This is a genomic window from Prosthecobacter sp. (genome assembly GCF_029946185.1).
Lineage (GTDB): Bacteria > Verrucomicrobiota > Verrucomicrobiia > Verrucomicrobiales > Verrucomicrobiaceae > Prosthecobacter.
The window spans coordinates 1-14,850 of the sequence record NZ_JAQSEA010000264.1 but is presented as its reverse complement, the minus strand read 5'-3'; the positions used below and the strand labels follow the sequence as shown (position 1 = coordinate 14,850).

The 14,850-nt window shown below is 58.1% G+C and carries 11 protein-coding genes; 6 read left to right on the top strand and 5 right to left on the bottom strand.

Annotated elements, in window-relative coordinates; genetic code table 11:
• The first annotated feature begins 113 nt into the window (after window positions 1-113).
• Complete coding sequence (gene ruvA, locus PSV43_RS21735; protein WP_300202658.1) at window positions 114-719, top strand: Holliday junction branch migration protein RuvA; 606 nt, start codon at window positions 114-116, stop codon at window positions 717-719.
• An 80-nt stretch (window positions 720-799) separates the two neighbouring features.
• Here the strand turns inward: ruvA and PSV43_RS21730 are convergent, their stop codons facing one another.
• The 5 genes from PSV43_RS21730 to PSV43_RS21710 all read right to left on the bottom strand — a co-directional run bounded on the left by PSV43_RS21730 (window position 800) and on the right by PSV43_RS21710 (window position 6,709).
• Window positions 800-1,483, bottom strand: coding sequence for a zeta toxin family protein (locus PSV43_RS21730; RefSeq protein WP_300202655.1), 684 nt, complete (start codon window positions 1,481-1,483; stop codon window positions 800-802).
• 59 nt (window positions 1,484-1,542) lie between these two features.
• Window positions 1,543-1,764 (bottom strand): hypothetical protein, encoded by a 222-nt coding sequence (locus tag PSV43_RS21725; RefSeq protein WP_300202652.1) that lies wholly within the window; start codon window positions 1,762-1,764, stop codon window positions 1,543-1,545.
• A gap of 122 nt (window positions 1,765-1,886) precedes the next feature.
• A complete protein-coding gene (locus PSV43_RS21720) occupies window positions 1,887-4,700 on the bottom strand; it encodes a cytochrome c (protein ID WP_300202649.1) in 2,814 nt (937 codons plus the stop codon).
• Between the two features lie 127 nt (window positions 4,701-4,827).
• Window positions 4,828-6,057, bottom strand: coding sequence for a serine hydrolase (locus PSV43_RS21715; RefSeq protein ID WP_300202646.1), 1,230 nt, complete (start codon window positions 6,055-6,057; stop codon window positions 4,828-4,830).
• Between the two features lie 55 nt (window positions 6,058-6,112).
• Window positions 6,113-6,709: an acyloxyacyl hydrolase gene (locus PSV43_RS21710; RefSeq protein WP_300202643.1), complete on the bottom strand. Its 597-nt coding sequence runs from the start codon at window positions 6,707-6,709 to the stop codon at window positions 6,113-6,115.
• A 197-nt stretch (window positions 6,710-6,906) separates the two neighbouring features.
• Here PSV43_RS21710 and PSV43_RS21705 point away from each other — a divergent pair, with 197 nt between their 5' ends.
• From PSV43_RS21705 to PSV43_RS21685, 5 genes are all read left to right on the top strand, one after another.
• Entirely contained in the window at window positions 6,907-7,872 is a 966-nt protein-coding gene (locus PSV43_RS21705) for a phosphoglycerate dehydrogenase (RefSeq protein WP_300202641.1), read from the top strand.
• Window positions 7,873-7,919: 47 nt separating this feature from the next.
• Complete coding sequence (locus PSV43_RS21700) at window positions 7,920-9,017, top strand: sugar kinase (protein WP_300202638.1); 1,098 nt, start codon at window positions 7,920-7,922, stop codon at window positions 9,015-9,017.
• Between the two features lie 185 nt (window positions 9,018-9,202).
• Entirely contained in the window at window positions 9,203-10,396 is a 1,194-nt protein-coding gene (gene nspC / locus PSV43_RS21695) for a carboxynorspermidine decarboxylase (protein ID WP_300202635.1), read from the top strand.
• Between the two features lie 231 nt (window positions 10,397-10,627).
• Window positions 10,628-11,446 (top strand): DUF1080 domain-containing protein, encoded by an 819-nt coding sequence (locus PSV43_RS21690; RefSeq protein WP_300202632.1) that lies wholly within the window; start codon window positions 10,628-10,630, stop codon window positions 11,444-11,446.
• Between the two features lie 418 nt (window positions 11,447-11,864).
• The coding region (locus PSV43_RS21685) for a PVC-type heme-binding CxxCH protein (protein WP_300202629.1) at window positions 11,865-14,850 on the top strand (2,986 nt) is incomplete at its 3' end.

Below are 14,850 nucleotides of genomic sequence, written 5' to 3'. Positions count from 1 at the left end.
TTTTTCTACGACGTCCGGCAGCCTTTCAGCAGCAAAGAATTGACGGCTCACGATAATCAACCGCGCAGCAAACCTCCGCTTGCACCTTCGCGCCCTTCCGCCTTCATGCATGCATGATCGCCTTTCTCCGTGGCCTCCTCGCCGAAGCCTTCCCGCACCGTGCTATAATTGACGTGAACGGTGTCGGCTACCTCGTTCTCATTCCGCTCACCACCTTCGACAAGCTGCCGCAAATCGGCGCGGAGGTGCAGTTGCTCACGCACTACCACGTCACCGATCGCGACCACACCCTCTTCGGCTTCATCACCGCAGATGAGCGCGATCTCTTCCGTCTGCTCATGGACCGCGTCTCCGGCATCGGCCCCAAGATGGCCCTCAGCGTACTCAGTGGCATGCCCGTGGCCGCTTTCAAAGATGCCGTCATCAGCGGCGATGTGAAGTCCCTCTCCCGCATCAAAGGCGTCGGTGGCAAGACCGCCGAGCGCATCGTACTCGAACTCAAGGACAAGGTCGGCGTCGTCGATGCCTGGCAGGCCTCCCGCACCGCCAAAGGCGCGCACGATCCAAAGCAGGAAGCTCAAACCGACGCCGTCCTCGGCCTCATCGCCCTCGGGTACAAGCAGACCGAAGCCATCAAAGCCGTCAACGAACTGGCCAAGCAGCCCGGCATCGATACCGCAGACAAGCTCATCCGTGAAGCACTGCGGAGCATGAACTAAAGTAGCCTTGTTGCTGTGCAACAAGGGAGGGGAAGGGGGCTTGAGATGAAGCCATTCATTCCCGAGCCTTGAGATCTTAGTTAGATAATTTTGTCTAAAACAGAGCGCTTAAACCAAGCTGGTATCTGATCTGTTTTCAGTTCGAGCCTTCGCCCATCGGTTATCTCTGCAAGCCATGTATGATTATGGTCGGCATTGTCTGTGGAATTATCGAAGATGTAGGCTCGGTTGGTGAAGCGGATGGCGGAAATGAGCAAGCCCAGCGAACGATGATACCGAGCCTCTACGCGATCATGAGGCACATCATGTCCATTCAGTTTCACGCGGTTTTCCACGCGGGAGATGTTGATGGCAGGGTCATCTGTGGCCACATAGTACAGATACGTCCGGTATCCTGCTTGCTGGGCCTTCTGCAGCAATGCCACTTTGCTCGCGTGAGACATCACCGTTTCAAATGTGAAGTTTCGGCGTGCCGCCAGCAGCTTGTGGCGAAGAAAGTCCGCGAGGACAGAGGCAATATAGCTGTTCATCGTGTCCTGAGGAAAACACAGTTTGTCTTCAGCAAAACGCAGCTTCTGCACAGTTTCCACAAGTCCATGACGGATGAGTAATTCAGAATTGATAACCAGCGGCAGTACCTCTTCCGCCGTGGTGTGGACGCCGAAGGCTCGCATATCCAAATATCCGTGCTCTTTGACGGACGCCTCAATTTCGTCTGGATTTAAGTAAACGCCCAGCAGTGACTCTGGCAGGTAGGATTTCAATACACTTTTGCCAGATCCGTTCGGTCCCGCAAACATGCGCATTCTGGGTGTGTCCTGGCTCACTTGATCAGATAAACCGTTCCGGATTTTACCCTGATTGGAGGCTCTATCTGCTTGATCACTTCCTTGTGTCCATCGGGGAAGACGCGATAAACAAAGGCTCCCTCAGTCTGCAATACGCTCTGGCCTGAGGCAAGCACCCGCTCACGCGCGGCAGCGAAAGCCTGACCAGACACCGCAGGAAACTGGCTTTCGAGCAGCTGAATTTCGAGGTCGGACATGAGGGCAAGATAAAGCTTCAGGCCGGCTTATCAACAGCATCCTTCGCCGCAGTCTGGTGACCTCGGCTACGCAGCCCGATTCCGAAATTCCGGGGTCAGGAGCTCCCTCGCCTTGATCCGCATCACTTCAAACTCTTGATATATAAAATCAGGCTCTCAATCTGCCCGTCATTCAGAATGCCCGAGTAAATGGGCATACCCGTGTCAAACTTCTCGAAGCCCTTCACGACTTTCGCGCTAGGGTTGGTGATGGACTCTTTCAGATAGGCTTCATCCGCTTTAAACTTGCCCTTCTCCCCCTTGGCGATCTCACGCTCGCTGCCGTACAAGCCTTTCCAGCTCGGACCCACCTTGCCGACCAGCGTCCCATCCGTGCTGTGGCAGGCCATGCAGCCATACATTTGATACAGGCGCTCGCCTTCCACCGCAGTGGCTTTCACCGTGGCCACAGCAGCCGCTTTACGCGGTGTGAGGTCCACCTTCAGGTTTTCGTCGAAGCCTTCTTTCTTTGCGTCAAAAGTCATGAGCTCCCACGGTGAAAAATAGGCCGTGTTCTCCGCCTTGTCACCGTCCGCGCTTTTCAGACCCCAGCCAATGCGCATCTGGTGCATGCCTGCCTTCATGTCAGGAAAACCCACCAGCACGCTCATGCCGTCCTTGCTCAGGTAGGCGCTGCTCGCGGTCATCCATTCCTGACCGCTGCTGCCGTCCAGTTTCAAATGCGGCGATCCATATTCAAAGGTGCGTTTGTAGTTCCAGCGCTCGCCGTTGAAGCTGTCGGGATCGGTGGCCAGCTTGGTATCCAGCTTCTCATTAAAGCGCAGCAGCAGGCCCTTGTCCGTTGGCGTCACTTCCTTGAGCAGCACGCGCGGCTTGTCCGTATAGCGCACACGAGCCAGCCCGCTGATCTTCTTCACTACCGTGCCCCACACTTGGAATCCGACGACATAGAGCTGCCCGTCCGCCGGATTCACCACCGCATTCAGCGTGGGAAAATCAAAGTTGCGGTTAAAGCTCACCACGGCGGCCTGCGGCTTTTCAAAGTGAGTGTTCATCAGCACGCGGAAAAGCTCTGGCCGGTTGTAGCCGATGTGGATCAGTTCATCATTCAACGGTCCCATCTTTGCATCCAGCAGCCACGTCTGTGTCACACCACTCGGATTCACCGGATGCGGCATCCACGTCAGCGGTTCCGTGATCGTCTCAGGGTATTTTTCCTTCGGAGCAATCGTCGGCAGATGCCCATAGAAGTGATGATCTGAAATGATGTGCAGCGGTGTGGACGGCACGTAGTTGCCCTGCTGATCGCTCGCCGTCACCAGCCCCGTCTTCGGGTTCACACCGATGAACGGCTGCCGCAAACCATAGCCGATGACCTCCATCGACTTTCCATCCGCCGCGATCTTGATCACCGTGCCATTGTGCTTGCCGTAGGTGGTGCCTTCTTGCCCGCCTTTGGAGATGAACAACTCACCTTTGGGGCCGAGCTTCATCGAGTTCGGGAACTCGCGCGTCTCCGCTGTCTGCGCGAAGAGATTGCAAAACATTTCATAGCGGTCGCACTCCTTGTCGTTGTTGGTGTCCACGAGCTTCCAGATGCCGTTGCGGTCAAAGACGAACAGATCAACATTCAACAATGAACTTTGAACATTGAACGTTGAATTCTTCGCGTCTGGCTTCGTAGTTTTATTGTTCAATGTTCGTGGACGCGCAACAATGCTCATCGGCTCATGCAGTCCGCTGGCGAAGCGCTTCCATGTGACCTTTTCCAGATCGCCTTTCAGGCCGGAGATGAGCCACACGTCGCCATCGAAGGTGACGCCTGCTGCGTCGCCTTGGTCATTGAGGAAGGCGATGTCCGCGAGCCGCACATTGCGCTTCCATGGGTTGTCGAGAGGCCGGGGGATGTCGTCGATGACGTAGGCGTCCGATTTGGTGGAGAGGGTGGCGGTGGTGGTGATGGTTTGGGTCCAGAGCGTGTGAATTTCAGTTTCCTCAAAGAATGCTTCTTTTTTTGATGATTTTCCCATGACCCAAGGACTCTTGGGACTGAGGCAGAACATCTCTATGATCTCTGGCCTCACGCCAGGCTTAATCGTTACTGTTCGTGGCTGGTCATCACTACCACTTCTCGATGACAAAGAGCCATTGGTCATGCCGGTTTCATCCTCCATCCCAAGCTGTCGTTGGTACTCCTTGAGTTTCTCGGGCGACAGGGATTTGACCCAGCGCTCCTGCTCTCCGCCATCATAACTTGTGATGTATTTTAGCTCAAAACTTCTTGGTCCCACGGTGATCTGGCGAATGAGTAGTGGCGGATTATGCTGATTAACTCTTGGTTTGGAGCTGAGAAGCTCACGGACGCTGACGCCGAACACTTCATAAACCAGTGTGAGTCCCTCCTTGGTCTTCTCGACACGAAGAAATTGTCCCACTTTTGAATCAAGCGGCCCCCGTCCCACCTCCTCCTTACTCGGAGTAGGCTCACGCGGATCGGTGAGACTTGGCGTGTCCCCCACCTGCCAACCCGGATAAATCCCATTCGCCAGCCACACCTTGCCAATCGGCTTTGGCAGGTACTCCTGACCGTCCTTGGTCTTTTGCCCGGCCACGTGGTAGGAGCCGGGGGCGAGGGCATCGGGGGTGACGGGTGGTTTGCCGGGTTCGCCTTCCCAGATGCAGGCGATACGGAGGAGGTCTGTGTCAAAGCATGCCCACAGATTATTGCCAAGGTTTAGGATGATGCCGCGCGGCGTCAGGTTGTCCTTGGGGAAGCCTTCTCCCAGTTCACGGCAGTCCAGCACGCTGCTGAAGAACGGAAAATCCTTCTCCACAAAGTCACCCCACGGCGAATGCGTGGCGGGGGCAGCGGGCTTGTCTGCGGCGAGTGCGGCAGCAGCAAAGGACAGAAACACGAGGAACGGGCGAAACTTCATGGAAACACAGAACAGGCGTGGCGGGCCGAATCTGTCAATCATGGAGTGGACCGCACATCCCATGTGCGGTCTGGTTTATCCAAGAGGTCGGAACCGCAAATGGAGAGTGCGGACCATTCGTGCTGGGTCATTCGTACCGCACTGCCGCACACACCATCTCCAGCACGCGATTCAGCGAAGCCGCACCGCTTCCCTCCATAAACGCATTCCCTGGAATCGGCTGCCAGTTGTCGCGATCATGCTTCTGCTTCGGCTGCGGAATCCGCGTCAGCGTCGGATCATACTGCCCATCCTTGCCGCCCAGCTTGTAGATCACCAGATCCAACGAAGGCACGACATAGAGACAAAAGCCACCCGCTCCCGACTTCCAAAACGCATCCTTCGGCGCGCCCGCCACGTGCCCGTCTGCATTGTGCTCAAACTGCAGCGAGAACGGCGTGTGCGGATTGTACGGACTCCAGGTCTGGCACTTCTTAATATACTCCGCCGGCACGATCTGCTGGTCCTTCCACTTGCCACCATGCGCCAGGCAATAGCCCATGCGCACCACATCCGTGGCATGCAGCGCCGTGCTTCCCGCTCCATTCGCATGCGGCATCACGAAGTCGCCGCGATGAAGGCAGTAATCCCACGCACCCCAGCCCTGCGGCTTGGCCAGCCGCGCATCAATGAAGTCCTTCAGTTCCATGCCGGTGACGTGGCGCAGCACAATGCTGGCGATGTGCGGGGAAGGGGATGAATAGGAGTAGCCCGCACCCGGATCGATCCAGAGCGGCACATTCAGCGATGACTTGTCCAGGTCCTTGATGTTCTGCCCCGGCACCGGCTTGAGCTGTTTCGGCTTGGGGTCACCTTTGACATAACCCGTCGGCGACTGCCCTTCGCCCCAGTAGCCGGCTGTCATGCAGAGCAGTTGCCCTAGCTTGATATCCGCCTTGCGCGGATCGTTCAGCGGAAAGGCTTCCGGCAAATACTTCTCGGTAAACACCTTTGTATCCAGCCCCTCAGGAATCTTGTCCTTAAACTCATGCAGCATGATGCCGCACGCGATGCTGCAAAAAGCCTTCCCCGTGGAGGCCATGTCCGGATTGCTGTTGCGGCTGGCACGGCCAAAGTACTTCTCAAACACCAGATGCCCCTTGTGCACCACCACCAGCCCGCCGTTTCCAGTGGAGCGCTCGGTGAGGGTATAAGCAGGCTCCAGCTTCACCAAATCCATGCCGCCCAGGTCGCGGCATTCCTTCTGCGACTTCGCCTCACGCCAGCCACCCTCGCTATCGGGCGGTGGAAAATAAAGATCCGCAGCGTGCAACGATGCAGTGGCGAGAACAAGTGGGGTCAGAAGTCGGAAACTCATGGTGCGTTCACCATGAAATGCCCCACCTCATCTGACCAGCTTCATTTTGCCCGTCTCAAAAACTCCTGCGCACACCAATCAGGACACCCAGCGCATCCAGACCCGGATTCGGATTCGTCTGGCCTCCGTTGGACATGTGCTGAAACATCGCACTCGCGTTGACCGACCATTTGTCGGTAAGCGTGTGCGAGACACCGAGCTGGGTGTACCAGTTCAGCGTGAAATCTTGGCCCTGACCGCCGGGAGCATCCTGCGAATCGATCCAGCCCACACCGCCACCACCCGAGCCAAAGACGCTCCACGTCGCGCTTGGGTTCCACCATTCGATCACCCCGCCGCCGGAAAAGCCGAGGTAGCGGTTCTCAGAGCCCGTCTCGATGAAATTGGCCATCGCAGAAAATTTCTGCCGCACGATGAGCGCGGAGCCATTGCGGAAATGGAATCCGAACCACTCCGGCGTACGCCAAGAAACGATGAATGGGATGATGCGATAATTAAAGGTGGTATCTCCTCCGACCTTCCACAGCATCCCTGTTTCAAACTCAAGGGCACCTTTGTCCCAGGGCTTGAGTTCGGTAGGTACGGGTGACTTGGAGAAGCCCGTCGTGGAGACCACCAGCGCGCAGGCAATGCAGGAAAGGAAACGAATCATGAGCCCTTCTAAGCTCTTTCCACACATTATCCAGTGCGGAGTTTTCGGCGATAGCTCACCAAGGCCGCTTTTGAAAGACTCTGGAAAAAGGGCTCGCAGGTTGAAAAACTCTTTTTCTTATTATCGTGGATGCGGAGGGCCTTTTACCCGCTATGACGTCCTCCCCAGCCAAATCTGAATCCATCCATCCTTTCCTCATGAGCTCCACCCGCGTCCTCCTCACCACCACCTCATTCCAAGACACACCCGGACGGCATCACGACCTGATGGCAGCCGCCGGTTTTGAGGTCGTCATCGAACGCGGCCCGCTGCCTGAATCCCGCATGCTCGAACTCGCCGGCGAGTTCGACGCTTTCATCTGCGGCGATGACGCCATCACGCGCGCCGTGATCGAAAAATCCCTCCCGCGCCTCAAGGTCATCAGCAAATACGGCATCGGGCTGGACAAGATCGACGTCAAGAGCGCCACCGAGTACAAGATCCCCGTGTTGTTCACACCGGGCGTGAACCACACCACCGTGGCCGAGCACACGTTCCTGCTGCTCCTCGCGCTGGAGAAAAACTTCTACTTCCACACGGACTCCACGCGTTCCGGCGGCTGGAAGCGCACGACGGGCCACGAGATTATGGGCAAGACCATCGGCATCGTCGGCCTCGGCCGCATCGGCAAGGAAGTTGCCATCCGCGCCCGCGCCTTCGGTATGGAAGTCGTCGGCTACGACCTCTATTGGGACGAAAAATTTGCAGCGCAGTACAATGTGAAGCGTGCCTCCACCCTTGATGAAATTTTCGCCTGCTCGGACTACCTCTCTCTGCACACGAACCTCACGCCTGAGACGCAGGACATGATCTGCACCGCTTCCATCGCCAAAATGAAAAAGGGCGTGATCATCCTCAACTGCGCACGCGGCGAGATCGTCCACACGGAAGACATGGTCGCCGCGCTGCAATCCGGACAGGTTGCCGGTTACGGCACCGACGTGCTGGAGGTCGAACCACCGCAGGCGGACCATCCGCTGCTTAACCTGCCAAACTGCATTGTGACGCCGCACATCGGCTCCCGCACGCACGAAAGCGTGCAGCGCCAGGCCTGCTGTGCCGTGGAAAACCTCACGCTTTTCCTCGCTGGCCAGAAGCCGCACGCCCAGGCCAACACGTTCTGAGTTTACAGCTTTCCAGATTCAACCATTATCCCGCCCTTTCCCCAACCATGAGTCTCTCCATCAAACCTCGCGAATCCTGCGCCTTCGATCAAATCTCGCTCGGCGAAGTCATGCTCCGTCTCGATCCCGGCGAGGGCCGGATTCGCACCGCCCGTCAATTCCAAGCCTGGGAGGGCGGCGGCGAATACAACACCTCACGCGGCCTGAAAAAATGCTTTGGCTACAAGACCGCCGTCGTCACGGCCTTCGTGGACAACGAGGTCGGCCATCTCATTGAAGATTTCATCATGCAGGGCGGCGTGGCCACCGACTTCATCCAGTGGCGCGAAGACGACGGCATCGGCCGCAATGTCCGCAACGGCCTGAACTTCACCGAGCGCGGCTTCGGCATCCGCGGTGCCGTGGGCAATCCTGACCGTGGCAACACCGCCGCCTCGCAGATCAAGCCGGGCGACATCGACTGGGATCATATTTTCGGCAAACTCGGCGTGCGCTGGTTCCACACGGGCGGCATTTACGCGGCGCTCTCCGAGACGACTGCGGCTGTCACTATCGAGGCCGTGAAGGCTGCCAACAAGTACGGCACCATCGTCAGCTACGATCTCAATTACCGTCCTTCGCTCTGGAAGACCATTGGCGGCCTCAAGAAGGCGCAGGAGGTGAATCGCGAGATCGCAAAATACGTCGATGTGATGATCGGGAACGAAGAGGATTTCACCGCTTCTCTCGGCTTCGAGGTCAAGGGCGTGGACCACAACCTCACGAAGATCGAGACCGGCGCCTTCAAGGCGATGATCGAGACCGCAGTGAAGGAGTTCCCGAACTTCAAGGTCGCGGCGACCACGCTGCGCGGCGTCATTACTGCCACGGTCAACAACTGGTCCGCCATCCTCTGGCACGACGGCAAATTCCACGAAAGCCGCAAATACGACGGCCTGGAAATCCTCGACCGCGTCGGCGGCGGCGATAGCTTCGCCTCCGGTGTGCAGTTCGGATTCTTGGAGTTCAATGATGCCCAGAAGGCGGTCGAATACGGCGCGGCCCACGGCGCGCTTGCTTCCACCACCCCCGGCGACACCTCGATGGCAACCCGAAAGGAAGTCGAAAAGACGATCGGCGGCGGCGGTGCACGTGTCGTGCGCTAGCTCTCCCAGCATTCTCCGCCTGTGCCCTGTTCAAAGGGAAGCAGGCGGTGATGCGGAAGTGTAACGATGATCGGGCATTGTGCTCACGCTTGAGCGTGGCTGTGTGCGTTTTGTCACACTGAAGCGCGAACAACGCGCGAGAGACTCTTGCGGGGCTGGTATGAGCCGCTATTCTGTGGGCCCCCATGGCATCCACCGATTTCACGCCTCCGCATGTTTACGAGCAGCCTGCTCCCTCGTTCGACATCTACGCGAACGATACGCCCGCCTATGTGGTGGATGTGGCGCTGCTGCGGCAGAACATGGAGAAACTCGCGCGTGTGCAGAGTGAATCCGGTGCCCGCGTACTGCTGGCGCTGAAGGGGTTCTCAATGTTCAGCGTGTTTCCGATCATGCGCGAATACCTCAGCGGCTGCTGCGCGAGTGGATTGAACGAGGCGCTGCTGGCGCAGGAATTTGGCAAGGAAGTGCACGTCTATGCACCCGCCTTCAAGGAAGCCGAGATGCGCGAGATCATTCCCATCTCGCATCATCTCAGCTTCAACTCGCTCGCACAGTTTCGGAAGTTCAAACCGATGTTGGATGCCGCAAAGGCTGCTGGACATGCACCCAGCCCGGGCATCCGTGTAAATCCGGAGCACTCAGAGGTAGAAGTCTCGCTGTATGATCCCTGCTCCCCCGGCTGCCGTCTTGGCATCCGTTCCGACTTGCTCGATGGCGAAGACCTCACCGGCATCGAAGGCCTGCACTTTCATGCCCTGTGTGAGCAGGACAGCGATGTGCTGGAGCGCACCGTCGCTGCCGTGGAGCAGCGTTTTCCCCGCCTGCTGGAGCAGGTGAAGTGGGTGAACATGGGCGGGGGGCATCACATCACCCGCAAGGACTACGACGTCGAGCGCCTCATCCGCGTGCTGCGCACCTTCCGGGAGAAATGGGGCAAGGAAGTTTACATCGAGCCCGGCGAAGCCGCAGGTCTGAACACCGGCTACCTCATTGCAGAGGTGCAGGACATCATCGTCGCCCCCATCCCCACCGCCATCCTCGACATCTCCGCCACCGCGCACATGCCGGACACGCTTGAGATGCCCTACCGCCCGCACATCTTTGGCGCGGGCTTGCCGGGAGAGCATCCCTTCGAATACAAGATGGGCGGCATGTCCTGCCTCGCAGGCGATGTCCTCAGCGGCTTCTCATTCCCCGAGCCCCTGCGCATCGGCCAGCGTCTCGTCTTCGCCGACATGGCACATTATACCATGGTTAAAACGACCACCTTCAACGGCGTGCCGCATCCTGACATCGCGATCTATGATCCCGCCACTCAGGAATACCGCGTCGTCCGCCGCTTTGGATACTCGGACTTCCGCAACAAGCTCTCCTGAGTTGGAATAAAGTACTGCCGAGCTTTAGCTCGCTCTGGAAACGCCGCATCTCCATCGCTCCGCAGGCCATGGCGCACCTTATGCAGTCCCGGCGTGAGCCGGTTCAGGGCGAGTTAGCCTGAGTCTGCAAAAGCCCGCCCCGTCACAAAAGCACCAAGTTTGGCCTCAATCGTGTCTGCATCTCTTCCCCCCATGTCGTAACAGTACGCTCACCCTCGTCGTATTCATCTCATGCGCCTCCTTCCATACCTATCCTTGCTTTCGCTCTGCTCCGCCGGCCTCCTGTCAGCCGCCGAACCCGTCAAAACCAAGATCAACCTCCTTGAGGTGATCAAATCCGGCAACGTGGACCATCACGTCAATCCCAAAGCCGATTTCCATGACGACCCCAAGGACATCTGGACCTTCGCCGCTGACGGCACTTTTCACATCAGCGGCCGTGGCTACGGCTACGTCGCCACCAAAGAAAATTTCCGCGACTACCACCTCGTGCTCGAATTCAAGTGGGGCACAAAAACTTGGGGCAAGCGTGAAAAGGCGGCCAAGGACAACGGCATCCTCCTCCATGGCTACGGCCCGCACGGCGCTTACGCAGACACCTGGATGGCCAGCATCGAAGCCCAGATCATCGAAGGCGGCGTGGGCGATATCCTCGTGCTCTCTCCCAAGCTTGCCGACGGCAGCGAACTGACAACCTCCCTCTCCGCCGAGTACACGCTTGACCGCGACAAAGAAAAAATCTGGAAGAAAGGCGAGCCACGTCAGACCGTGACCAAGGGCCGCATCAACTGGAAAAACCGCGATGAAGACTGGGCGGACAAAGTCGGCTACCGTGGCAGAAACGAGGTCGAATCCCCCTCCGGTGAATGGAACCGCCTCGAAGTCATCGCCAAAGGCGACACCCTCCAGTACTTCTTGAATGGCACCATGGTCAATGAAGCCTTCGACTGCAAACCCAGCGAAGGCAAAATTCTGCTTCAAACCGAAGGCGCAGAGATGATCGTGCGACGTTATGAGCTGTATCCGCTCGGTGAGTTCAAAGAGAAGTAGGACGCTCCGGCTGTCTTCCAATCCGTATATTCCCAACTGTGCCACGCGCGATATAGCGTGGTGCAGGAGGGATGCGGAGTCAGTCAAAAGCGCTTCGCATTTCGCGAGGGTGCAGTCTCAGTGTTGGAATGCCTAACGGCCCGGCTCCACGTGCCGCTGGCCCATCACATGCGGTGTAGTCCCCGGCTTCAGCCGGTCCGGTCGCATCATCCAGAGCCTGCCAAAGCACCTGCCACACAAGCACACACGGCAGTGCCTTGCTTCACCATTTTCAGCGGCGCTTTTTCAGAGCGAACCAAAGCTCGCCACTGCTTCCCTGCGCCCTCTCGTCACAAAAGCACCAAGTTTGGCCTCAATCGTGTCTGCATCGCGGACCGCCGTGCCGTAAGGGTATGTTCACCCCCGCCGTATTCACTCCATGCGCATCTTCTCATTCCTTTCCGTGTTTTTCGTGTGTTCCGTAGGCCATCTCTCCGCCGCCGAACCAGTCAAAGCGAAGATCAATCTGCTGGAGGTGATCAAATCCGGAAACGTTGACTACCATATCAATCCCAAGTCTGATTTCCACGACGCCCCCAAGGATGTCTGGACCTTCGCCGCCGACAGCACCTTTCACATCAGCGGCCGTGGCTACGGTTACGTCGCCACCAAGGAGATTTTCCGCGACTACCACCTCGTGCTCGAATTCAAGTGGGGCACCAAGACCTGGGGCAGGCGTGAAAAGTCCGCGAAAGACAACGGCCTCCTCGTTCACGCTTACGGCCCGCCCGGCGCTTCAGGTGGCACTTGGATGGCCAGCATCGAGGCGCAGATCATCGAAGGCGGTGTGGGCGATATCCTCGTGCTCTCACCCAAGCTCGCCGACGGCACCGAACTGACAACATCCCTCTCCTCCGAGTACACGCTGGACCGTGACAAAGAAAAAATCTGGAAGAAAGGCGAGCCACGCCAGACCGTGACCACCGGCCGCATCAACTGGAAACACCGCGATGAAGACTGGGCGGACAAAGTCGGCTTTCGTGGCAAGAACGATGTCGAATCTCCCTCCGGTGAATGGAACCGCCTCGAAGTCATCGCCAAAGGCGATACCCTGCAATACTTCGTCAACGGCGCGCTGGTCAACGAAGCCTTCGACTGCAAACCCAGCGAAGGCAAAATCCTGATTCAAACCGAAGGCGCAGAAATGCTCGTGCGCCGTTATGAGCTGTATCCTCTCGGCGAGTTCAAGGAAAAGTGGAGCGCCATCCAGGCCAGCGGCGGCAGCGATGTCAGCGTGCGCGCTGGTCAGGAAAAAGCGCTCTCCCCCGAAGAGTCGATGAAGCGCATCCAGCTTGATGGCGACTATGAAGTGCAGCTTGTCGCTGCAGAGCCGCTCGTGCTTGATCCCGTCGAATGCACCTGGGACGCTCAGGGTCGCATGTATGTGGCTGACATGCGCGACTATCCGCTCGGCCCGCCGAACGCTGGCGATCCCTGGCTCTCGCGCATTCAACTCCTCACCGATGAAGACGGCGATGGCCGCATGGACAAGGCCGTCACCTTTGCCGATCACATGGACAACGTGCAGGGCCTGCTTCCTTACAATGGCGGCCTCATCGCCACCACCCGCTCGCAGATTCTCTTCCTCAAAGACACTGATGGCGATGGCAAAGCGGACGAGATCAAGTCGCTCATCAAGGGCTTCAATCCCAAGCACGCGCAGCTTCAAGTCAGCGCGCCACGCTGGGGGATGGATGGCTGCGTGCATTTCAACAACGGCCTCGATGCGCGTGAGATCTATCCCGCTGACAAACCGAAGGATATCGTGAACATCCCCGGCAGCAATTTCAAATGGGACCCGCGCACCGATGAGATCACGGTCACCGGCGGTAAAGGCCAGTACGGCGGCGCTTTCGACGAATACGGCCACCACTTCTACTGCTCCAACCGCAATCCCCTCATGTTCACCGTCATGCCCTACGCGGCCATGCTGCACAATCCGCATGCCGGCATCACGCAGAACTACGAGGACATCGCCCCCTTCGGTGCAGAGACTCGCGTCTTCCCGCTGCAAATCACGCATACCACTGCCGATGCTCATGCGGGGACCAACACCGCCTGCTCCGGCCTCGGCGTCTATCGCGGCCCACTCATGCCCGAGCTGAGAAACAACGTCTTCGTCCCCGATCCCACCGGCCAGCTCATCACTCGTTACAAAGTCGAACCCAACGGCGCTTCACTCAAAGCCACCCGTGTCGGCGACCGCACCGAATTCTTCCGCAGCAGCGATGAGTGGAGCCGCCCCGTGAACTTCACCACCGGCCCAGACGGTGCCATCTACATCTGTGACATCTACCGCCGCTGGATCGACCACGCCCGCTTCTTCCCCGAGGAGTTCGTCAAAACCCATGACATGCGCCAAGGCGAAAACGAAGGTCGCATCTGGCGTGTGGTGCCTAAGGGTACGAAAAAACTCGTCACCAAGACTCCCGGCAAATACCACGCTGTTCCTGAAGTCGGCTGGGGTGAAGTGCCAGCCGAGCATGCGGAGCGCATTGCTTTTCTGAAGGCTCAAGACATCAAGGATGTCGGACAGCTCAGCGCTCTCATCGCGAAGTATCCTGAAGATGCGTGGATGGCCAAGATGGTGGCCTCCTCCGCCAGCAAGCAGATGGGCCACATCCTCAGTTCCCTCGGAGATGACTTCTTCAAAACCTTCTCCGAAACACGCAGCACGACAGTGCGCACATTCGCCTTGGGCGCTGTGGCGGATGCAGATGCTGAAGACGTGACAGCCCTGCTTTCCCTCCTGCAAAAAGAACCCGGCAAACTTCTCTGGTGGAAACCCGCGCTCCTGCAAGGCCTCGCCAAGCTGCCGAAAGGCCATGCAGACGCCGCCAAAGAAATTGCGACCCTGCAATCTGAGATCGATGGAATCATCGCCGATCCCAAAGCGCCACTCGACCAACGCCTCGCCGTCATGCCCCTCTTCGGCCAGCGCAAATGGGACGCCGTGCAGCCCGTGGTGAAAACCCTGCTCACCACCAACCAGCCCCAGGAACTGACGACCGCCGCGCTGGCCCTGCTGAAAAAATACGCAGCCACCAGCACATCGCCGCTCATCTATGAACTGCTGCCCAAGGCCGGACCCGCGCTCAAACTCGCCCTCGTGCCCATCCTCACCGCCAACGCCACCACCGCACTCGATCTGTTCCAGCGCATGGAGAAAGGCGAGTACCCCACCGCCTGGGTCGATGTCGAAACCCGCTGGCGCTATCAGCGCGGCACCGGCGTGATGCCCGAACTCGCCAAGAAACTTTTCGGTGAAGCCAGCAGTGATCGCGCCAAAGTGGTGCAGGACTACATGGTCGCCACCACCATGAAAGGCGACGCCAAAAAGGGGCAGGTCGTCTTCGCCACCATTT